Origin of the sequence: Streptomyces sp. NPDC090994 (genome assembly GCF_044768905.1) — a bacterium.
In the GTDB taxonomy this organism is placed as follows: Bacteria; Actinomycetota; Actinomycetes; order Streptomycetales; family Streptomycetaceae; genus Streptomyces.
The window spans coordinates 1-21,617 of sequence record NZ_JBIVWS010000037.1 but is presented as its reverse complement, the minus strand read 5'-3'; the positions used below and the strand labels follow the sequence as shown (position 1 = coordinate 21,617).

17 protein-coding genes and 1 pseudogene are annotated in these 21,617 nt (G+C 72.9%); 12 read left to right on the top strand and 6 right to left on the bottom strand.

Features of this window, described 5'->3' with window-relative positions; all coding sequences use genetic code 11:
- Positions 1-33: 33 nt before the first annotated feature.
- The gene (locus tag ACIQR3_RS36560; protein ID WP_403545659.1) at positions 34-504 is read left to right on the top strand and encodes a hypothetical protein; all 471 of its coding nucleotides are present in this window, start codon (positions 34-36) and stop codon (positions 502-504) included.
- Here the strand turns inward: ACIQR3_RS36560 and ACIQR3_RS36555 are convergent.
- Complete coding sequence (locus ACIQR3_RS36555; RefSeq protein WP_403545657.1) at positions 474-1,103, bottom strand: TetR/AcrR family transcriptional regulator; 630 nt, start codon at positions 1,101-1,103, stop codon at positions 474-476. The two genes, ACIQR3_RS36560 and ACIQR3_RS36555, sit on opposite strands and share 31 nt — an antisense overlap.
- Before the next feature lie 142 nt (positions 1,104-1,245).
- Between ACIQR3_RS36555 and ACIQR3_RS36550 the strand changes: the two genes are divergently transcribed.
- From ACIQR3_RS36550 to ACIQR3_RS36535, 4 genes are all read left to right on the top strand, one after another.
- On the top strand, positions 1,246-3,141 hold the full coding sequence (locus tag ACIQR3_RS36550) for a serine/threonine-protein kinase (RefSeq protein ID WP_403545655.1): 1,896 nt from the start codon (positions 1,246-1,248) through the stop codon (positions 3,139-3,141).
- 243 nt (positions 3,142-3,384) lie between these two features.
- Positions 3,385-5,112 carry a PHP domain-containing protein gene (locus tag ACIQR3_RS36545; RefSeq protein ID WP_403545653.1) on the top strand — a complete coding sequence of 576 codons (1,728 nt, stop codon included), beginning with the start codon at positions 3,385-3,387 and terminating at the stop codon, positions 5,110-5,112.
- Positions 5,109-5,630 (top strand): hypothetical protein, encoded by a 522-nt coding sequence (locus tag ACIQR3_RS36540; RefSeq protein WP_403545652.1) that lies wholly within the window; start codon positions 5,109-5,111, stop codon positions 5,628-5,630. The genes ACIQR3_RS36545 and ACIQR3_RS36540 overlap by 4 nt, the downstream gene beginning before the upstream one ends.
- A 98-nt stretch (positions 5,631-5,728) precedes the next feature.
- Positions 5,729-6,991 (top strand): MFS transporter, encoded by a 1,263-nt coding sequence (locus ACIQR3_RS36535; protein ID WP_403545650.1) that lies wholly within the window; start codon positions 5,729-5,731, stop codon positions 6,989-6,991.
- On the opposite strand, the gene ACIQR3_RS36530 is transcribed toward ACIQR3_RS36535, so the two are convergent.
- Entirely contained in the window at positions 6,960-8,213 is a 1,254-nt protein-coding gene (locus ACIQR3_RS36530) for an FAD-binding protein (protein ID WP_403545648.1), read from the bottom strand. The genes ACIQR3_RS36535 and ACIQR3_RS36530 overlap by 32 nt on opposite strands.
- Before the next feature lie 144 nt (positions 8,214-8,357).
- Here ACIQR3_RS36530 and ACIQR3_RS36525 point away from each other — a divergent pair, with 144 nt between their 5' ends.
- The 3 genes and pseudogenes from ACIQR3_RS36525 to ACIQR3_RS36515 form a co-directional block, all read left to right on the top strand.
- A complete protein-coding gene (locus ACIQR3_RS36525; protein ID WP_403545646.1) occupies positions 8,358-9,677 on the top strand; it encodes a radical SAM protein in 1,320 nt (439 codons plus the stop codon).
- Between the two features lie 200 nt (positions 9,678-9,877).
- Positions 9,878-11,419, top strand: a complete 1,542-nt coding sequence (locus tag ACIQR3_RS36520) for a cellulose binding domain-containing protein (protein ID WP_403545644.1) — start codon at positions 9,878-9,880, stop codon at positions 11,417-11,419.
- A gap of 167 nt (positions 11,420-11,586) precedes the next feature.
- Positions 11,587-11,955 (top strand): annotated as a pseudogene (locus ACIQR3_RS36515) (GTPase RsgA); the annotation flags it as partial.
- 491 nt (positions 11,956-12,446) lie between these two features.
- Here ACIQR3_RS36515 and ACIQR3_RS36510 read toward each other — a convergent pair.
- Positions 12,447-13,367: an ornithine cyclodeaminase family protein gene (locus ACIQR3_RS36510; protein WP_403545642.1), complete on the bottom strand. Its 921-nt coding sequence runs from the start codon at positions 13,365-13,367 to the stop codon at positions 12,447-12,449.
- A gap of 129 nt (positions 13,368-13,496) precedes the next feature.
- Here ACIQR3_RS36510 and ACIQR3_RS36505 point away from each other — a divergent pair, with 129 nt between their 5' ends.
- Positions 13,497-14,183 carry a GntR family transcriptional regulator gene (locus ACIQR3_RS36505; RefSeq protein WP_403545640.1) on the top strand — a complete coding sequence of 229 codons (687 nt, stop codon included), beginning with the start codon at positions 13,497-13,499 and terminating at the stop codon, positions 14,181-14,183.
- A 50-nt stretch (positions 14,184-14,233) separates the two neighbouring features.
- Here ACIQR3_RS36505 and ACIQR3_RS36500 read toward each other — a convergent pair whose 3' ends face one another.
- Positions 14,234-15,700 carry an amino acid permease gene (locus tag ACIQR3_RS36500; RefSeq protein WP_403545639.1) on the bottom strand — a complete coding sequence of 489 codons (1,467 nt, stop codon included), beginning with the start codon at positions 15,698-15,700 and terminating at the stop codon, positions 14,234-14,236.
- A gap of 300 nt (positions 15,701-16,000) precedes the next feature.
- On the opposite strand from ACIQR3_RS36500, the gene ACIQR3_RS36495 reads away from it, so the two are divergent.
- From ACIQR3_RS36495 to ACIQR3_RS36485, 3 genes are read left to right on the top strand one after another with little or no spacing between them, the layout of a single operon-like run.
- Complete coding sequence (locus ACIQR3_RS36495) at positions 16,001-17,029, top strand: proline racemase family protein (protein ID WP_403545637.1); 1,029 nt, start codon at positions 16,001-16,003, stop codon at positions 17,027-17,029.
- A gap of 55 nt (positions 17,030-17,084) precedes the next feature.
- Positions 17,085-17,693, top strand: a complete 609-nt coding sequence (locus tag ACIQR3_RS36490) for a TetR/AcrR family transcriptional regulator (RefSeq protein WP_403545635.1) — start codon at positions 17,085-17,087, stop codon at positions 17,691-17,693.
- Entirely contained in the window at positions 17,690-18,679 is a 990-nt protein-coding gene (locus ACIQR3_RS36485) for a DMT family transporter (protein ID WP_403545634.1), read from the top strand. Before ACIQR3_RS36490 ends, ACIQR3_RS36485 begins: the two co-directional genes overlap by 4 nt.
- Positions 18,680-18,695: 16 nt before the next feature.
- On the opposite strand, the gene ACIQR3_RS36480 is transcribed toward ACIQR3_RS36485, so the two are convergent.
- On the bottom strand, positions 18,696-19,760 hold the full coding sequence (locus ACIQR3_RS36480; protein ID WP_403545632.1) for a proline racemase family protein: 1,065 nt from the start codon (positions 19,758-19,760) through the stop codon (positions 18,696-18,698).
- A 35-nt stretch (positions 19,761-19,795) separates the two neighbouring features.
- A complete protein-coding gene (locus ACIQR3_RS36475) occupies positions 19,796-21,148 on the bottom strand; it encodes an MFS transporter (RefSeq protein WP_403545630.1) in 1,353 nt (450 codons plus the stop codon).
- Between the last annotated feature and the right edge of the window lie 469 nt (positions 21,149-21,617).

Genomic DNA, 21,617 nt, shown 5'->3' with positions numbered 1-21,617 from the left:
GCACCGAACCGACCCGCGCCTAGAGTCCCGGACATGAACGACAGCACCACCGTCATCCCGAGCACCCGCCCCTCCGACGCCGTCACCGCCATGGTCGACCACGTCCTCGCGCTGGCCGGGACCTGGACCCGCTGGGACGGCGTACCGGCCCACGTGGACGACCGGGTCTACACCCCGCACAAGGCGATCCGGCGGGTCGCCGACCACCTCGTCGACCACCTGGCGGAACTGGAGGCCCGGCTCGCGGGCGAGGAGCCGCAGCCCGACCACTGGCACGCCTCCGCCAGCACGACCGACGCCGACCGCGCGCCCTTCACCGCCGAGGACCTCGACGAGGCCCGCAGCCGCCTCACCCGGCTCGCCCGGATCTGGGCCAACCGCCTCGACGCGCTCACCGACGACCAGCTCGACCACTCGCCCGGCCCGGGCTGGAGCTTCCGCCGGCTCGCCCTGCACCTGACGGAGTCGGCGTACTACGCCGACGCGGTGGGCGACCTGTCCTGACCGGCCCCCGCGCCGGCCGGGGCCCGGGGCCAGTGCACCAGCGCCACGTGCAGCGCGTCGACCGCCTTGTCCCAGGACGCCTGGAGGCCGCGCGGGGCACCGAACCCGCCCGCTGCCTCCAGCGCGCAGAACCCGTGGAACGTACTGCGCAACAGCCGTACGGCGTCGGTGAGGTCGGGCTCGGCCAGGCCGTACGCGCGGAGCACGCCGTGGGTGACCTCGGCCGTGCGGCGCATCACCGCCGAGCCGGCCAGGGCGTCGGCGTCGTCCCGGCCGGCGAGCGGGATGCCGGTGGCGGCGTAACGGCCCGGGTGCTCCAGCGCGTACGCCCGGTAGGCGCCGGCGAACGCGGCCAGCGCCTCCCGGCCGGTCCGGTCCCCGACGGCCGCCGCGATCCGGTCGGTCATCTCGCCGCCGGCCCGCAGCGCCATCCGGACGCGCAGCTCCCGCAGACCGCTGACGTGCGAGTACAGACTCGCGTCCCGCACGCCGAACCGCCGTGCCAGCGCGGACAGGGAGACGTGTTCGAACCCCACCGCGTCGGCGAGTTCGACGGCGGCGGAGACGAGACGCTCGGTGGTGAGGCCGGCACGGGGCATGGCCTCAATGTAGGCAATCCCGGCGGTGCGCGGGGCTGATCCGCCCCCGTGACCAGGACGGGTGTTGTCGCCGCGTTTCCGACACCGGGACGCCGACGTGTGTCTAGGGTTGCTGTCCGTATCGGTAACCGTGGGGGTCGGGATGCGCAGCGAGAACACCGTCGACAGTGGTCCGGGGGACAGTCCGGGGGACGGACCGGGCACGGTGATCGCGGGCCGGTACAGGCTGCGGCGGCAGCTCGGGCGTGGCGGGATGGGCGTGGTCTGGGAGGCCCTCGACACGCGTCTGAACCGTCCGGTGGCGGTGAAGGGGCTGCTGTACCCGGGTGCCGCGGACCCCGGGGCCCAGGCGACCTGGGTGAGCCGGGCCCGCCGGGAGGCGCAGGCCATCGCCCGGATCAGGCACCAGAGCGTGGTCGACGTGCACGACGTGATCGAGGACGGCGGCCAGGTCTGGATCGTGATGGAACTGCTCGACTCACGCTCCCTGGCCGACCTGTTGCGCGAGCGGCGGCGGCTGCCCGTCCCCCAGGCGGCGGGGATCGGCCTCCAGGTGCTGCGCGGACTGGCCGCCGTGCACGAGTCCGGCGTACTGCACCGCGATGTGAAGCCCCACAACATCCTGTTCCGCCCCGACGGGCTCGCGCTCCTCATGGACTTCGGGATCGCCACCTTCGAGGGCGCCGCGCAGGTCACCCGGTCGCACGAGATCATCGGGACGCCGCAGTACCTGGCGCCGGAACTGCTCAGCCACACACCGGCCGGCCCGCGCCCCGCGTCCACCGCGTCCGACCTGTGGGCGCTCGGCGTCACGCTGTACGAGATGGTGGAGGGCAGGCGCCCCTTCGAGGGGACCACCGCCTACGAAGTCCTCATCGCCGTACGCGAGCGGCCGGTGCCGCCCATGGAGTACGCCGGTCCGCTCACCGCCGTGATCGAGGCGCTGCTCTCCAAGGACCCCGGCCGCCGCCCGGACGCCGCCGCGGCGGAACGGATGCTGCGGGAGGCCGCCCCGACCGTCACCGCACCGGCCGCCGCTTCCTGGGAACCGGAGGCGCCTCCCCTGCCGCCGCGGGACCCCGGAGGCAGGGGAGGCGAGGGGGCGGCCCGGCGCCGGACCCGGTGGCGGGTGACGGCGGCCGTGGTCTGCGCGGCGCTGCTCTCGGGCGCGGCGTGGTTCCTCTGGGCGGACCGGAAGGACGCCTCCGACGCCTCCGACGCCGCCGGCTCGGGCAAGGGAGCCGTGGCGCCGGAGCGGGACGGCGGCCCCCGGTTCGGCGACACCCATGACGTGCTGCGGGTCGGCGTCAAGAAGGACCAGCCCGGACTGAGCGAGCGGGACGGCGGCACCTACCGGGGTTTCGAGGTCGACCTCGCCTACGAGATCGCCCGCGAGATGGGCTTCGGGAAGGACGCGGTCGAGTTCTACGAGGTCAACTCGGACAACCGCGACGACGCCCTGAAGACCGGCCGGGTCAACCTCGTGCTGGCCACCTACAGCATCGACGAACGGCGCGAGAAGCAGGACGGGGTGCGCTTCGCCGGCCCCTACTTCGAGGCGCTCAAGGGGCTGCTGGTGCGCGAGAACCGCGAGTACAACGACCTCAGCGACCTGCAGAACGACCGCACCGCGGAAGTCTGCACCGCCAGGGAGTCGGTCTACGTACCGTGGCTCGAGAAGGCGGGGCTGGCGGACCGGATGGCGCTGCGGGCCGGCTACGAGGACTGCGTCAAGGCACTGCTGGACCCGAAGACCGACGTGTACGCGGTCGCCACCGACGACGTCATCGTCGCCGGACTCGCCGACAAGTACGACGCCCAGACCAAGGCCCTCGAAAGCCTCGGCGGTTCGGAGGGCTACGGGGTGGCGGTGGACGGCGAGGAGCGGCAGCTGCGACAGGAGGTGTGCGAGGCGTTGTCGGCCGTCATGGCGAAGTCCCCGGGAGAGACCTCGCGGTGGTCCGCCGTCTACACCCGTCACCTCCAGCCGATCATGGACCGGCCCGCACCGGAGGAACCGGACCTCACGTCGTGCTGACGCCCCCGTGTTGCACATCATGCGCAGCTGAGACTGCCTGGTAATTGCAACTCCCCGCATTACCACACCCGTTGACGTCCCCGCGCCCCAAAGGCCGACCGGACGTGTCGACTACGCCCGCCGCTCACCCGGACGTCGTCCCCAGGTCACCTCGCGCATCGATTCTCCTCACGCGGCCCACGCACCCCAGGTGTGGCCGCAGCGACGCAGCCGCGCAGACGGCGGCCATCCACGAGGAGCGACATGGGTCACGGGCACGGACACGGACACGGCCATCACCACCACCACGACCACGGTCACGACCACGGTCACGGGCACACGCACGAGACGGCGCCCCTGCCCGCCGCGTTCGACACCTCCGTACCCGACGAGGCGCTCAGCCCCGAGCAGCAGTCCCGCCGCACCCTGCTGCGCCGCGCCGGCCTGCTCGGCGCCGGCCTCGCCGCGAGCAGCGTGCTGACGGGCGCCGCGAGCGCCCCGGCGTTCGCGGGCAGCCGCGGCAACGGCAACGGCAAGAAGGGCTTCCTGTGGCTGGCCGGTGACCACCACATCCACACCCAGTACAGCAGCGACGGCAAGTACCGCGTCGGCGACCAGGTCCGCCAGGGCGCCCGGCACGGCATGGACTGGCTGGTCATCACCGACCACGGCAGCGCCACCCACGCCAAGATCGGTGTGGAGAAGGTCAACCCGGACATCCAGGAAGCCCGCAGCGCCCACAAGGACACCCTCGTCTTCCAGGGCCTGGAGTGGAACATCCCGGCCGCCGAGCACGGCACCGTCTTCGTCCACCCGGGCAAGAACGAGGTCTCCGTCCTCAAGCAGTTCGAGACCGGCTACGACGGCGCCGTCAAGGCCGCCACCGGCTCCTCGCCCGCCAACGAGGCCCTCGCCATCTCGGGCCTCGCCTTCCTCGCCGACCAGGTCGAGCGGCGCAAGGTCAAGGACGCCCTGATGCTCGCCAACCACCCGGCGCGCAAGGGCATCGACTCCCCGCACGAGATCCGCGCCTGGCGCGACGCCACCTCCGCGAGCCACCGCATCGCCGTCGGCATGGAGGGCGCCCCCGGACACCAGGCCGGCGGCCTGCCCACGCCGCTCGGACCGGGCGGCGCCCGCGGCATCTACAACAACAGCCCCGGCTCCAACTCCTTCGCCGACTACCCCCTGGAGTCCTACCGCACCTGGGGCGGCTTCGACTGGATGACCGCCACCGTCGGCGGCCTGTGGGACAGCCTCCTCGCCGAGGGCAAGCCCTGGTGGATCACCGCCAACTCCGACTCCCACCAGGTCTACGGCGACACCGCGGCCCGCGGCGGCGGCGACTTCGACGCCAACGGCCGCTACGACGACCCGGTCTACGGCGGCTCGATCGACATCACCGAGAACGACTACTGGCCCGGCTACTACAGCCGCACCCACGTCGGCGCCGAGAACTTCTCCTACGCCGCCGTCATGGCGGGCATCCGCGCCGGCCGCGTCTGGGTCGACCACGGCCAGCTCATCTCCGGCCTCGACGTCCGGGTCTCCGGCGGCAGCCGCTGGGCCACCCTCGGCGGCGCCCTCCAGGTCAAGAAGGGCACCCGCGTCACCCTCAGCGTCGACGTGGCCCTGGCCGGCGGCCCCAACTGGGCCGGTTTCCAGCCCACCCTGGCCCGCGTCGACGTCATCCAGGGCGACGTGACCGGCGAGGTCCAGGACAAGGACACCTTCACCGCCCCGTCCGCCAAGGTCGTCAAGTCCTACGAGGTGAACAAGAACGCCGGCACGGTCACCCTCACCTACGACCTCGGCCGCGTCGACCGCCCCGTCTACCTGCGGCTGCGCGGCACCGACGGCAACCGCTCCGCCGTCGGCCCGATGGGCGCGGCCGTGGACCCGCACGGTCCGGCCATCGACGTCATCGGCGACGCCGACCCGTGGAAGGACCTCTGGTTCTACTCCAACCCGGTCTGGGTCCTGCCGTCGTGACCCCGCCGCCGTACGTCATCGCCGTCGACACGGACGCCACCTCGCTGCGCGACGCCGACCACCTGCTGCGCGAGCTGGCCGTCGGATTCACCGAGGAGGACGGCCTGTTCGGCTGCACCCACCTGGTGCGGGAGGGCGGCCGGCGGCGCGTGGCGCTGTCCCTGGCCGCCGGGGACCGGGCGGCCGTCGACGCGGCCCGCCAGCGGCTCACCGCCCAGGGGCACACGGTGACGGACGGCGCCTGGGACGACCAGGGGCGGGCGGTGCTCTACCCGGGCGCCGCCGCCCTGACCGGCACCCTCACGGTCGCGGAACTGCTGGACCGCTCCGCGATCGAGCGGGTCCGCGTCCTGGGCACACCCGGCGAGCCCGACCCGGAAACCCGGCTCGTCACCCGGGAGTTCGTCCGCCCCCACTGGGAGAACGGCGCACTCACCCTCGCCGCCATGCCCCACATCGGCGGCACCCTGGTCCCCTTCGAGGACCCGGACCCGACGCCGTGCTGCGCGGACCACTGACGGCACCGACCGCCCGTAATTCGTTACCGGTCCCTTCCCCGTCCGTCCTACGGTGACCCGGCACACCGCGACGGGTGACCCGACGGGGAAGGGACCGGATGACGTACGAGGCACACCACCGCCCGAAGACCGGGCGGGCACCCGATGCCGCCGCCCCGCGCCCCCTGTGGCGGCAACGGGACTTCGGCGTCTTCTGGGCCGCGCAGACCCTCTCCGTCCTCGGCGACTCCTTCGCCCTGATCGCCCTGCCCCTGCTGGTCCTGGAGGCCACCGGATCGATCGCCCGCATGGGACTGCTGACCGCCGTGGGCGGCGCCGCCTCGGTGCTCGCGGCGGTGTTCGCCGGGGCCGTCGTCGACCGCGTCGACCGCCGCAAGCTGCTCATCGGCTGCGACCTCGTCCGCACGGCCCTGTACGGGGTGATCCCCGTGGTCTGGCTGTTCGGGCCCGAACTGTGGCTGCTGTACGTCGTCCTGCCGCTGTGCGAGGCCGTCGGCATGTTCTTCGCCGTCGGCTACGTCACCGTCGTACGCGGCCTGGTCGGCACCGGGCGGCTCACCGAGGCCAACGGCCGGCTCAACGCGACCGCCGCCGCGGCCGGCGTGCTCGGCCCGGTGTGCGCCGGAGTGGTGGCCGCCTGGTCGGGGCCCGCCGCGGCGGTCGGCGTGAACGCGGCCAGCTTCGCCGTCTCCGCCGCCTGCCTGGTCCTCGTACGGCTGGGGGCCCGCGCCACGCCGGAGACGCCGGACCAACGGCCCGGACTCTGGCGGGACCTGCGGACCGGGGCGGGCTTCCTCTGCCGGCACCCGGTGCTGCGCGCCCTGACCGTCCTGCTCGCCGGGTTCAGCTTCCTCACCCTCGGCCTGAACGACCTGGTCATCTACCACCTCAAGCACGACCTCGGCCACGACGACCACACCGTCGGCATCGTCATGGCGGCCGGCGCCCTCGGCACCGTCACCGGCGCCCTGCTCGTCGCCCGGGTCCGCCGGCGGCTCGGCTTCGGCCGGACCTGGACCGGCGCGGTCGCGGTGTGCGGGCTCGCCTTCGCCGGCCTCGGCTGGGTGCGCGAGGTGCCCGCCGTCGCCGTCCTGAGCGCGGCCTTCCTGGCCTGCGTCGGCATGGCGGGCACCTGCTCGCTGTCCCTGCGGCAGGAGGTGACCCCCGAGCACCTGCTCGGCCGGGTCACCGCCGCCTTCTGGACCCTGCACTACGCGGCGGCGCCCCTCGGCGCGGCCCTGCTGACCTGGGCGGCCGAGCGGCACGGCACCACTCCGGTGGCCGCGGCGGCCGGCGCCTGCTGCGTGCTGATCGCGGCCGTCGCGCTGTTCACGCCGGTCCGCCGGTCAGCACCTCGCTGACGAACGCGTTGGTGAACGTGCCCGCCGGGTCCAGCTCCCGTACGAGGGCCCCGAAGTCACCGAGCCGCGGATACAGCTCCCGCAGCCGGGCCGGCGCCGTGGTGAACACCTTCCCCCAGTGCGGCCGGGCCGCGAACCCGTCCAGCGCCTCCTCCACCCGCCGCACCACCGGCAGTACCGCCGCCGTGTCCTCGACCCAGGTGAAGTGCACCGCCGCCGTGTCCCGCCCGTACGCCGGGCTCAGCCACTGCGCGTCCGCGGCGACCGTGCGCCACTCGCAGGTCTGCGTCACCGGCGCCAGCACGTCCCGTATCGCGTCCAGCGCGCGCAGCGCGTCGAGAGCGTGCTCACGCGGCATCAGGTACTCCGACTGCAGCTCGGCACCGCTGCTGGGCGTGAACTCGGCGCGGAAGTGCGGCAGCCGCTCGTGCCAGGGCCCCGGCACGCCGAACTGCTCGGTGCAGTTCTCCGCGGGCATGCCCGGCACCGGGTGTGCCTTCCCGGTGGCCGGGGCCGCGTGGGGGAAGTCCGGCAGCGGCCGGTCCGTCCGCCGCTTCAGCCACACCTGCCGGAAGCCCGGCGCCCGCCAGTCGGTGAACAGGCTCACGCTGTACGCGGCGGACAGCACCTCGTCCAGCGGCGCGGTGAGCGGCAGCTCGCCGAAGACGTACTGCTCGACCTCGTACGCCTCCTCCAGGTCCAGCGTGAGCGCCGTCACGACACCCAGCGCGCCCAGCGAGGTGACCGCGCCGCCGAACCGCTCGTCGCCCCGCGCGAGCGTCACCGCCGTACCGTCGGCCGTCACCAGCTCCACCTCGCGCACCACCGACGCCAGTGAGCCGTTGGTCACGCCCGAGCCGTGGGTGCCGGTCGCCACCGAACCGGCGACGGAGATGTGGGGGAGCGAGGCCATGTTGGCCAGGGCGAGACCGTGGGCGTGCACCACCCGGGCCAGCTCCGCGTACCGGACGCCGCCGCCCACCCGTACCGTACGGGCGGCCCGGTCCACGTCGATCTCCGGCGGCAGGTCCGCCAGCGACAGCAGCACCCCGTCGGCGCCCGGCTCGGCGATCGCGTTGAACGAGTGCCCGCTGCCCAGCACCCGCACCCGGGCGCTGCCGGCCACCAGCGCCCGCAGCGCGTCGACCGAGTGCGGCCGGTGCAGCTCCTTGGCCGTGTAGGTGATGTTGCCGGCCCAGTTGGTCACGGTGGTGTCGGTCATGTCCGCAGCCCTCCCTGAAGATCACGAGGGCCCGCGGCCCCCGCCGGAAACCTACCTGGCACGCCGAGAGGGCCCCCGCCGGGGAAGACGTACCGGCGGGGGCATACCGTGAGAAGTCGAACGCGAGCCGGGAGGAGACACAGGATGGGCAGCCGCACCGCGCTGGTCGAGGATCTGATGGAGCGCTTCCCGCACGTACCGCGGGAGGCGGTCTTCAAGGAGGACCTGCTCCGCGGCGGGGTGGCCTTCGACCCCAGCGCACTGTCCGACAACGAGGACGGCGAGGTGAAGCCGAAGTCGTACTTCATCTTCTCCTTCGACCACGGCACCCTGCCCGAGCTGGGCGAGGCCGCGCTGCGCCGCCCGCCCGAGGAGATCATCCTCACCGGCGGCCCCTACGACCTGCGCCGCACCGTCGTCTCGGTCCGGGTGAACCCGTCGTCGCCGTACCGGGTCGCCGCGAACGAGGACGGTGTTCTCGGCCTCTACCTGGACGGCAAGCGGATCGCGGACGTCGGCGTGCCGCCGATGCCCGAGTACTACCGGCACAAGCTCTCCAACGGGAAGTCGGTCATGGAGGTGGCCCCCACCATCCAGTGGGGCTACCTGATCTACCTGACCGCGTTCCGGGTCTGCCAGTACTTCGGCGCCAAGGAGGAGTGCCAGTACTGCGACATCAATCACAACTGGCGCCAGCACAAGGCGGCGGGCCGGCCGTACACGGGCGTGAAGGACGTCGACGAGGTCCTCGAAGCCCTGGAGATCATCGACAAGTACGACACCGCGAAGATCTCCACCGCGTACACGCTCACCGGCGGCGCGATCACCTCCAAGGTGCAAGGGCTGGACGAGGCCGACTTCTACGGGCGGTACGCCAAGGCCATCGAGGAGCACTTCCCGGGCCGCTGGATCGGCAAGGTCGTCGCCCAGGCGCTGCCCAAGCCGGACGTCCAGCGGTTCAAGGACTACGGCGTGCAGATCTACCACCCCAACTTCGAGGTGTGGGACGAGTACCTGTTCAAGATGTACTGCCCCGGCAAGGAGCGCTACGTCGGCCGCGACGAGTGGCACCGGCGCATCCTGGACTCCACCGAGGTCTTCGGCCCGCGCAACGTGATCCCCAACTTCGTCGCGGGCGTGGAGATGGCCGAGCCCTTCGGCTTCAAGACCGTCGACGAGGCCATCGCCTCGACCACCGAGGGCCTGCGCTTCTTCATGTCGCACGGCATCACGCCCCGGTTCACCACCTGGTGCCCCGAGCCGACCACTCCGCTCGGCAAGACCAACCCCGACGGGGCGCCGCTGGAGTACCACATCCGCCTGCTCCAGGCCTACCGCCAGACCATGGAGGACTTCGGCCTCTCCTCGCCCCCCGGCTACGGCCCGCCCGGTGCCGGCAACGCGGTCTTCTCCGTCAGCTCCTTCATGGACAGCCTCCCGGCGGACACGCCCGTCGAGGTGTGACCCCGCCGGGGTGAGGGGCGCGGAACGGTCCGGCCCGGTTCGCGCGGGCGCACGCCCGGCGGCCGGGCCGTCGCTGTTCCGGGCCGGAACGCTTGTCAGGCGCGCCGGGCCCGTGACAAGCTCGCCCCTTGCCGCGAGGTACCACCAACTCCACCGTCGGCGTGCCGGAGTTGGTCTCGCCCGTGTGACGCGGGAGATCCATGTCCGACGACCTGCCGATGCCCCAGAACGCCGCCGGCGCCACCTCCGACAACGCCGAGGCCGCCCGGTTCCCCGAGTGCTGGGACGCCGTCCTGTCCTACGCCGACCTGTGCACCGCCGGTTCCGCCGCGGCGGCCCGGCTGGCCACGGAGGCGTTCACCCGGGGCCTGCGCGAGGCACGCGGCGCGACAGCCGCCCGGACGGCCTCCGGACCCGGCCGCCGCCCGGTCCGGCTGCTGCCGCCCATCCCCCTCCTGCTGACCGCCGTACGCACCACTGCGGCGTCCTGGGAAGCCACCGGACAGGGCGACGACCTCACCCCCGGCCTCCGCCGCTGGCTCCGCTCCGACCGGGCCGCCCGCTACACCGGACCTCCCGCCGGCCGCCCGCTCGCCCTGCGCGCCCTGCGGGACATGCAGCTCCCGGACGCCGAACTGCTCTGGCTGGCCGAGGTGGAGGCCCTGCCGCTGCCCGTGGTGGCCCGCCGGCTCGGCCTCGACCCGGCCGCCACGACCGGCGAACTCGCCCAGGCACGCGACCTCTTCCGGGACCGCTGCCGCCGCGACCACCTCGACGGCCCGGCCGACGAGACCTGCCGCGACCACGCCGCCCGCCTGCTGGACACGGCGGACACCGGTACTTCGGAGGAACTCTCCCGCCACCGGGCCGGCTGCGCCGACTGCGCCGAGGCGGCGGGCTGTCTGCGCACCGACCCCGGCTCCCTGCCCGTGGCCCTGGCCGACGGCGTCATCGGCTGGGGCGGCCCGGCCTACCTGGAACGCCGCCGCCGGGCCGCCGAGGTACGCCTCGCCGCCGTCCGCCCGGCACGGGCCGACGACGACGGTGCCATCCCGGGCGGCCGGGGCGCCCGCCGGGCCCGCGCGGTCCGCGGCGGCCTCCTGGCCACCGCCGCGCTGATTTCCCTGCTGGCCCTCACCGCGTCCCTGCGCCCCTTCGGCGGTCCAGCCGCCTCCAGCGCCGCCCCCAGCGCCGCCCCGTCCGCGACGGCCGGCCGGCAGCCGGTGCCGGACCCTCCGGCCGGCTCCTCCTCCGCCCCGCCCCCGCGCCCCGCCCCCGCCGGCTCCGAATCACCGACGGCCACCCCCTCGGCCCCGGCCACCGCCACCGCCACCCTCCGACGGAACCCGGCACCGCAGGGCACCGCCACGGCCGCCCCCGCCACACCGACCGCCACGCCCGCCCTCGACGACGCCACGGTCGCCCCGTCGCCCTGCCAGGTCCACTACGACCTCGTCAATCAATGGCCGGCCGGCTTCCAGGCCACCGTCACCGTCACCACCGCCCGAGCCCTCGACACCTGGCGCGTCTCCTGGACCTTCCCCGACGGCCAGCGGATCACCCAGATGTGGGACGCCACCCACACCCCGACCGGCCCCCGGGTCACCGCCACCGCGGTCCCCTACAACGCCACGGTCCCCGCGGGCGGCACCCTGTCCTTCGGCTTCCTGGCCACGTGGGAGGGGAGCAACACGGTGCCGGAGCACTTCACGCTCAACGGGCGGGACTGCTCGGCTACCTGAGCGGAGGGACGGGTGAGCCGGGAGGTGTTGACCGATGACTGTCGTTGCGATGGGCGTTGCCGCATCCGGAAGTTCGTCAAGTCCCCCTCCGCGACCGTCGGCTGACCTCACTCCTTTTCCGCTTTCGTGGGCGCGGCGCCGAGGTCACCTTCGTGAAGGTGCAGCCCTTGTCTTTCTTCTTTTCACTCGGTTCGTCCTCGCATCCACTCGTTCCGTACGACTGGGACACGGGCTGGGAGGCCGAGTCCGCCCCGTACGCGGACCGGGGTCTCGTGTTGCCCGGCCGCGTCCTCCGGGTCGACCGCGCCCTCTGCGACGTCGTCACACCGGCCGGCCCGGTCCGTGCCGACACCGGGGCCGCCGTCGATCCTGACGGCTGCGACCCGCTGTACGTGCGCACCCTGCTGCCCCGCCGTACCGCCTTCGTGCGGTTCACCTCCTCCAAGCCGTCCGAGGGGCAGATCCTCGCGGCCAACGTCGACCACGCCGTCGTCGCGGTGTCGCTCGCCGCCGAACTGGACCTCGCCCGCGTTGAAGGTCCACCTCGAACCGGCGGCCCGGCGAACTGCACGGCGACAAGGGCTGCAACGTGACGGCGGTATCCTGCGGCAGCGGGCAGCCTGGTCCACTCATAGGCGCGTGATGTGCAAGTCTCTGGATCGGGACGCTACTTCTGTGGTCGGCTGTGGGATCGAAGATCTGCCGTCAGTGTGCATGTCGGACGGTGCCAGCGTTGGTCGGCGGTGATCAGTCAGCCCTCCAGCGGATCTCCCCTATCGCCATGTTCCGGCTGCTCCGAAACGGGTGTCCACCCGGAACCAGTTTCTCCTCGCCACAGGACATGTGCCGCTGTGCGACGCGCAGTGCGAGCGGTCGAAGGGAAATGGTGTACGGGCTGCCCGCGCCGCACGCTGCCCCGGCGTGCCGGGCCGTGCAAGCCCCGGCCGCAAGGGGTGGCGCGGCCGGGGCGGTTCCGCTCGGGCAACGGCGCGTGGGAACCGAGCGGAGTTCTGGGGCGGGGTCCGGGTCAGGGCAGGAACTTGTCGGCCAGCAGGCGGGCGATGGCCCAGTCCTGCATGGCGACACCGACGGTCTTGAAGACGGTGCGGTCGCCGCTCGGTGCCTCGGCCGCGGTCAGGGCGGCGCCCAGCTCGGTCAGGCTGTCCTGGGTGATCGCGCCGCTCTTCAGGGCGTGCAGGATCTCGCCGGACTCCTCCAGGATCGCTTCGCGCTCGTCGATGATCACGGTGCTGCCGGCGAGGAGTTCGTCGGGCAGTTCCCGCATGGTGGGCCGGAACGCGCCGATGGCGTTGACGTGCACCCGGGCGGGCAGGGCCCCGGCGGTGAAGAGCGGGCTGGTCGCCGGGGTGGCGCAGCAGACGATCTCGGCGTCGCCGACCGCGGCCTCGGGGTCCGTGGCGGTGCTGATCCTGGTGCCGGTCAGCTCGTCGGCGAGGGTCCGGGCCAGGGCCTCCGCGCGGGCCGGGTCGGCGTCCACCACGGTCAGTTCGCGCAGCGGGCGCACGGTGTGCACGGCGCGGACCTGGTCGGGGGCCTGCCCGCCCGCGCCGATCATGGTGAGCCGGCCCGCGTCGGCGGGGGCGAGCAGATCGGTGGCGACGCCGACGGCGGCGCCGGTGCGCAGCGTGGTGACGGCGCCGGCGTCGGCGACCAGTGTGTCGGGGCGCCGGGTCTCGGCCCAGACCACGGTGCCGGCGATGGCCGGGACCCGGTCGAAGTCGAGGCTCAGTGTCTTGATCATCGCGGAGGCGGTGGCCCGGTGGTGGGCGTTCATCACCAGGAACTGGCCGTCGCGCAGCACGGTGCGGGTGGGCATCTCGAACTCACCGGCGGCGAGATCGATGAAGCCGCTGCGGACCGCGTCGATCGCCTCGCGCATGCTGACGGCTTCGCGGATCTCGTGGGGGGTCAGGGCGACGGTCGACATGGGGACTCCGCATCGTCGTGTGGTGGGCCTCCCCGCGCGGCACGGGAGAGGTGGCAGTACTGAGTAAGGTATTACACCTTACTTGATCGGGTCCGCGGCGGGTCGGAGGTTCCGTGTTATGTATGAGGTGTGACCGTCTCCCGCTCCGCCGCCGCCCCGTCCGCACGTCTGAAGTCCGTGAGCCTGCGCGAGCAGGCGCGCGAGGAGCTACGGACCAGGATCGTGCTGGGACGGATCGAGCCGGGTGAGGTGCGCAGCGTGATCAGCGTGGCCGAGGAGCTGGGGGTGTCCATCACGCCCGTACGCGAGGCGGTGATGGACCTGGCCAACCAGGGGATGGTCGAGGTCATGCGCAACCGGGGCTTCCGAGTGCCCCAGCTCAGCGAGCACGACCTGGACGAGATCTTCCGGATCCGGACGATGCTGGAAGTGCCCGCCATGGCCGATGTCGTACGGATCCTGGACGGGGCCCCGGTGCCGCGGTTCCGGCGGCTGGCCGAAGAGCTCACCGAGGCGGCGCGCGAGGGCGATCTCGTCAACTTCCTGGACAAGGACCGGCAGTTCCACCTCGGTCTGCTGGAGCTGCTGGGCAACGGCCGACTGGTCGCGATGGTCGCCCAGTTGCGGGACCAGGCCCGGATGCAGGGCCTGCAGAAGCTGGCGGACCAGGGCGAGTTGACCCACTCCGGTGAGGAGCACCTCACGCTGGTCGACGCGATCGAGGCCGGGGAGGCCGACCGGGCGGCCGAACTGATGCGCGCTCACCTGGCTCACAGCCGGGGTATCTGGGCCGGGCGCGCCGAGCCCGCTTCCTGATCGTTCGGCGAAGGCCGGTGCGGGCCGCACCGGCCTGTGCTGTGCGAGTGTCAGCTGCCGACCGGGTTCTGGGTGTTCTCCTGCTGCCCGTCGGGCTGTCCGGACGCGGTGGCCAGGCGTGAGTTGCGGTAGCCGTAGAAGCCGTAGACGGTCAGGCCGAGGGCGACCCACACGCCGAACCGCAGCCAGGTCAGCGGCTGGAGCTTGCTGATCAGGTACAGCGAGAAACCGATGCCCAGCAGTGGCACCAGCGGCACCCAGGGGGTGCGGAACTTGCGGGGCAGATCGGGCGCGCGGAAGCGGAGCACGATCACCGCGGCGCACACCACGACGAACGCCATGAGGATGCCGATGTTGGTCAGTTCGGCGGCCGTGACGATCGGGCTGAACCCGGCGATGCCGGCGGCGATGACGCCGAGCAGCCAGGTCGGCCGGGCCGGCACCTGGCGCTTGGCGTCGACGCGGGCGAACCAGCGGGGCAGCAGGCCGTCGCGGCTCATCGCGTACGCGATCCGGGAGGCGCCGAGCAACTGGGCGAACATGGCGGTGACGATGCCCAGGATGGCGCCGACCGCGAGGATCTCGGCGAAACTGTCGAGGCCGACGGCGGCGAAGGCGTGGGCGAACGCGCTCTCCGGGTGCAGCGCGGCGCTCGGCTGCATGCCGGTGAGCACGGTGGCGGCGAGCACGTAGAGCACCATCGCGATGGCCAGCGAGATGAGGATGGCCCGCGGCAGGTCGCGGGAGGGGTTGCGGGACTCCTCGGCGGCCGTGGTCATCGCGTCGTAGCCGAAGACCGCGAAGAAGACGGTGGCCGCGCCGGTCACCGTGGCCCCGAAGCCGTGCGGGAGATAGGGGTGCAGGTTGTCGGCGTCGAAGTAGAAGGCGCCCACCACGATGACGGCGACGACCAGTGCGACCTTGAGGCCGACCAGGACGGTCTCGGTGCGGGCGCTGGACTTGATGCCGCGGCTCAGCAGGAAGGTGATCAGCAGGCACAGCACCATGGCGAGCAGGTCCACCCGGTGCCCCTCGCCGGTGCCGGGGGCCCCGAGCATCCAGGTGGGCAGCTGGACGCCGAGATTCTGGAGGAGGAAGTTGGCGTATCCGGAGACACTGATGGCGACCACGGCCACGATCGCCGTGTACTCCAGCAGCAGGTCCCAGCCGATCAGCCAGCCGGCCAGCTCGCCGAGGACCGCGTAGCCGTAGGTGTAGGCGGAGCCGGCCTGCGGGATCAGTCCGGCGAACTCGGCGTAACAGAGCGCCGCCGCCGCGCTCGCTGCGCCCGCGATCAGGAACGACAGTGTCACGCCCGGGCCCGCGATGTCATGGGCGACCGCGCCCGCGAGCGAGAAGATGCCCGCTCCGATGATCGCGCCCAGACCGATGGCGGTCAGCTGCCACAGCCCGAGTGTGCGGTGCAGCGCGCCGCCGTGCTCCATCTCGTCGGTCGATCCGAACGGGATGCGGCGCAACAGGCCGGAGCCTCTTCCCAGGGGGTTCGTCGGTGACATCTCCGGCCCTCTTCCTCGTCATGGCGGTCGGGCTTCGCGTGGTTTGCGCAGCCGTGGGGTGGGGGATGGCGCGTTCGCGCGGGGACGACCGGCCGCGTCCGCGTCCCGAGGCGGTGCCTGCGGGCGTGGGGATCGCCGGTCTCGCCGGTCAGGGCAGGCGCTCGGAGAGGCCGGCCGTTGACGGGTGTTGGGTAATGTATTACACCTAAGTCACCGGATGGCAAGAGTCCGTATCACCGACCACCGACGACGACGGCCGCGCGTGCACGTGCGGTACGACCACTGCGCAAGGAGACGCCCATGGCCGGACAGCAGCCCTTGGTGATCAGCACCGTCGATTACCACACCGGCGGCGAGCCCTTCCGCATCGTCAGCGAGCCGCCCGTCGCCATCGAAGGGGCCACCGTCGCCGAGCGCCGCACCTTCGCCATCGCCGACCCCGACGTCGACGGCCTGCGCAGGCTGCTGTGCTCCGAACCCCGCGGACACGCCGACATGTACGGCGGGTTCATCACGCCGCCCGACGACGAGGGCGCCCACTTCGGGGTGCTGTTCTGGCACAAGGACGGCTTCTCCACGGCCTGCGGCCACGGCTCCATCGCCCTCGCGGCCTGGGCCGTCCAGACCGGCCGCGTCGAGCGCGACCCCTCCGGCACCACCACCGTCGTCATCGACGTCCCGTCCGGACGCGTCACCCTGCGGGTGCGCGGCGACGGTGAGCGGATCACCGGCATCGACTTCGTCAACGTACCGAGCTACCGCCTCGCCGAGCGGGTCGCGCTCACCACCTCCCGGGGCGAGGTCACCGTCGACATCGCCTACGGCGGTGCCATCTACGCCCACCTCGACGCCGCCGCCGTCGGCCTGGCCGTGACGCCCGAGCACTACACCGACCTCATCGCCGTCGGACGCGAGGTGAAGTGGGCGCTCAACGAGACCGCGCACGCCCGCCACCCCGTCGACGACCGCCTCAGCGGCATCTACGGCACCATCCTCTACGACGACCTCGGCACCGACGCCGACGGCAACCCCCACCAGCGCAACGTCACCGTCTTCGCCGACGGACAGGTCGACCGCTCCCCGTGCGGCTCCGGCACCTGCTCGCGCGTCGCCGTGCTCGCCGCGACCGGCGTGCTCGAGGCGGGGCAGGTCCTCGTCCACGACTCGATCGTCGGCAGCCGCTTCGTCGCCCGCGTCGCCGCGGAGCTGACCGCCGACGGCTACCCGGCCGTGGTCCCGGAGGTCACCGGAACCGCGTACAGGACGGGCGAGCACCGCTTCGAACTGGACCCTGACGACGACCTCGGTGCCGGCTTCGTCCTCCGCTAGCGGGTGCCCCTGCCTCACTAGGTAGACTGGTCTACCTAGTGACGGAAGGAAGCCCATGACCAGCACCGACGACGCCGAGGCCCGGCCGGGGGCGCACAAGGGAGCCGTACGCGAGCAACTGCTCGCCGCCGCGGCCCGCCGGTTCTACGCGGACGGCGTGACCGCCACCGGCATCAACGCCATCACCGCCGAGGCCGGCGTGGCGAAGATGAGCCTGTACAACAACTTCTCGTCCAAGGCGGACCTGGTGAAGGCGTACCTGGACGCCCGGCACGAGGAGTGGCTGGAGCTCTACCGGCGCCGGCTGGCCCGGGCGGCGGACGCGCGCGGCGGCGTCCTCGCCGTGTTCGACGCCTACGCCGACCACGCGGCCTTCGCGTACGAGGGCGGCTTCCGCGGCTGCGGTCTGCTCAACGCGGCCGCCGAGCTGCCGCCGGGCGACCCCGGCCGTGCGGTCGTCCGCCGCCACAAGGAAGAGGTGGAGTCGCTGCTCGCCGGGCACCTCACCGAGCTGCTGCCCGGCCGGGACGACGAGGCGCGGCGGCTCGCGGAACACCTGTCGTTCCTGCTGGAGGGCTCGATGGTGCGGGCCGGCCTGGAGGGCGCGGGCACCCGGGTGCGGCACGCCAAGGCGCTGGCCGAGCAGCTCCTGGACCGCCTGTGAACCGCCCCGCCGGGCCCGCCGCCGGCGCCCTGTGCGTCCTGCTCGCCTCCCTGCTGTGGGGCACGACGGGCACCGCCGCCACCTTCGCCCCCGGCGTCGGCCCGCTCGCGATCGGGGCCGTGGCGATGGGCCTGGGCGGGCTGCTCCAGGCCGCCGTCGCCCTGCCCGCCCTCGTCCGTCAGGCACCCGCGCTGCGGGCGCGGCGCGGCACCGTGCTGCTCGGCGCGGTGTCGGTGGCCGCCTACCCGCTCGCGTTCTACAGCTCCATGCACCTGGCCGGGGTCGCCGCGGGCACGGTCGTCTCGATCGGCTCGGCCCCGCTCGCCTCCGCCCTGATCGAGCGGGTCGCGGACCGGCGCCGCCTGACCCGCCGCTGGGCGGCCGGTGCCGCGCTCGGCCTGTCCGGCACGGTGCTGCTGTGCGCCGCCGAGGCCGCGGGGGCGGGCTCCGGCACCACGGGCCGGTCCACGGGGGCGACCGTGCTCGGTGTGGGCCTCGGCCTGGTGGCCGGAGTGACCTACGCCCTCTACTCGTGGGCCGCGCACCGGCTGATCGACCGCGGCGCCACCTCCGGCGCGGCCATGGGCGCCGTCTTCGGTATCGGCGGTCTGCTCCTGATGCCGGTCCTGCTCGCCACCGGCGCCCCGCTGACCGCCTCGTGGACCAACGCGGGCGTCGGCGTCTACATGGCGCTGGTGCCGATGTTCCTCGGTTACGTGCTGTTCGGCTGGGGCCTGGCCCGGGTCCCGGCGAGTACGGCGACCACCCTCTCCCTGCTGGAGCCGGCCGTCGCCGCGGTGCTGGCCGTCCTGGTCGTCGGCGAGCGGCTGCCCGCCCTCGGCTGGACCGGCATCGCCCTGGTCGTGGCCTGCCTCGCGGTGCTGACGGCGCCCCGGCGCACGGCACCCGCGGCGGACGCGGACCCGGCGCCGGCACCGGTGCCGGGCGACCGGGTCGGCGCCCCGGCCCGGCCCGGGAGCCGCTGAGGTCCGCCCCCGCGCCTCACCTCCCGGTGCCCCAGATGTCGTCGAGGGTGAAGCCGGCCGGGAACGGGTCGCGCGGGTCGAGGGAGAACTGCGCCGTCCCGGTGACCCAGGCCCGCCCCCGGATGCTGGGCCGCACCGCCCGGTGCGGTCCGGCCGTGGTGGTGGAGGTGACGGACGCGGTGAAGGTGGTACCCAGCAGGCTCTCGTTGACGAAGCCGTCCCCCTCGGCCAGTTCGCCGCGTGCGTGCAGGACGGCCAGCCGCGCGCAGGTGGCGTTGCCGCACGGGGACCGGTCCAGGGTGCCGGTCCAGCTCTCCGGCCGGTCCGGCACGGGCTCCCCGGTGGTGATCACGGTGGCGGTACGGGCCGACGTACCGGGAGTCACGGCGGGGGCGTGCAGCATGACCAGGCCGATGTAGTCGATGGCCGGGTTGTCCGGGTGGCGCACGGACAACTGCTCCCGGGCGGCCATCTTGACGAGCGCGCCGACGCGCGTGATGTCCTTCGCGGCCCTGGGGGACAGGTCGACACCCACGTCTCGGGCGGCGATCTGGACGACGAACTGACCGCCGAACGCGACATCGGCCCGGACCGTGCCGACCCCGGGCACCTCCAGGGGAACGTCCAGATGAGTCGCGAAGGCCGGGACGTTGTGCACGGTGACATGGTCGACCCGGCCGTCGGTCAGGGCGGCGTCCGCCCGGACCGGTCCGACCGCGGTGTCGATCACCAGTGAGGTGACGGGCGCCACGGCGGGCAGCGCCTGCGTCTGGAGCAGCGCGGTGACCGCGCAGATGGAGTTCGTACCGGACATGGGGCTGAACCCGGACTGCGTCATGACGACGAGCCCGAAGTCCGCGTCGGGGCGGGTCGGCGGCAGCACCAGGGCCGAGCACATGCCCGGATACCCGCGCGGCTCGCGCAGCAGGAACCGGCGCAGATCGTCGAGGTGGGTCCGGCAGTACTCCAGCCGCTCGGCCATGGTCGAGCCCGACACCAGCAGGTGGGCGTCGGTCAGTACCCGGCTCGGTTCCCCCTCGCAGTGCAGGTCGATGGCGCGGACGGTCTTGCCGATGGTCATGGCGCGTACTTTCTGTTCCAGGTCGGCCGGAGCGGTCAGGACGGGACGCGCCGCGCGGCGCTCTGTTCCGGCGCCGGCGCCGGCGGCACCGCGTCCTGGGCCGCCTTCCGTGTGTGGCCCGTCTCCCGGATCGTGGCCACGTTGACGACCATGAGGAGGGCGACGAAGGTGACGTAGAAGCCGACCCACAGGGTGTGCCCGGCGTCGATGAACGCCGTGGCGATCAGCGGGGCGGTGCCGCCGAAGACCGCCACCCCGGCCGCGTAGGGGAGGCCGATGCCGCTCATGCGGAACTCGGTCGGGAACAGCTCCGACAGCACGGTCGGCAGCGGTCCGCAGGTCGCGGCGAGCAGCACGCACCCGACCGAGTCGATCAGCACGAACGTCCCGAACGAGGCGCCGTCGAGGAGGCGCAGGGCGGGGTACGTGTACAGCAGGAACCCGACCGCGGTGACCAGCAGCAGCGGCTTGCGCCCGATCCGGTCGGACAGCGCGCCGGCCAGGGGCAGCGCGAAGAAGAACACCACGAGGCTCAGCGTGCCGCCCAGCAGGGCCTCGTCCAGCGGCATGTCACCGGTCAGGTGCATGTACGTGGGCAGGAACGTCGTCCAGATGGTGAACGGGCACTCCAGCGCCACCAGCAGGAAGACCCGCAGCATGCTGCCCTTGTGGCTCGCGAACAGGGCCCGCAGCGGCTTGTCCACCAGGCTGTTCGTCTCCTTGGCCGCCTCGAACTCCGGTGACTCCGGGGTCCGGAACCGCACGTAGAGGGCGTAGAGCGAGAAGACGGCGCCGAGCAGGAAGGGGACCCGCCAGGCCCAGGCCTCGGGCAGCACGCCCGGGGCGAGACTCGCCGACAGGGCGGCTATGCCGGTCCCGGCGATCTTCGCCACCGCCGTACCGCTGTAGATGATGGAGCCGGCCAGCCCGCGGTGGCGGGGCGGTGCCTGCTCGACGACGTAGGTGGAACCGGCCTGGAACTCGGCCCCGGTCGCGATGCCCTGGATGACGCGGGCGGTGACGACCAGGACCGGGGCGAGGACGCCGATGCTGTCGTGCGCCGGGGTGAGCGCGATGATCAGGCTGCCGGCGCCCATGAGCACGATGGTCAGGGACAGCAGCTTGCGCCGGCCGTACTGGTCGCCGTAGGGGGAGAGGACCACCGCGCTCAGCGGGCGGACCAGGAAGCCCGCGGCGAACGTCAGGTAGGTCAGCATGACCGACGTGGCTTCGCTGTCCGACGGGAAGATGTAGCCGGCGAAAGCCGGTGCGAGCAGGGCGAAGATGATCCAGTCGTACCACTCGATGAAGTTGCCGATCGAGCCGCCCAGGATCCACTTCACCTGCTGTCCGCGGCTCTGCGGCCCGTCGGCCACCCTGGTGTTCACGTTGCGCCCCTTCGGTCGGGAACCCGCACGCGGTTCCGCCCGGTCGGATTCCTAGGGTGTGATGTGTAATACCTCACCGAGCCTGGCCGATGGGCGACCGAGTCGTCAATAGGGTGGTGTCAACGTTGTGTTAAGCCGGTCCTGGCCGGGCCGACCATCACCGCACCACGCCGTCCCTCTCCGTCACCGCCTCCCGTACCCGTCCGGCACGCGTGCGTGCGCCCGCCGGCCACAGCCGCCGGACTTTCCAGCCGGCGCTGACGGACACAGCGGACGCGGCATGGCAGCGCGGCGTCGGGAGCGCCGATCAGGAACGTACGGCCGGGGGCTCTCCCGACCACGCGGCCCGCAGCAACTGCCGCAGACCGTCCCGAGTCACGTCACGGGGGTTGGCGTAGGGATTGCCCAGGGCGATGTCGACGATCCGGTCGATGTCGTCCTCCGCCATGCCGATCTCCCGCAGGGACCG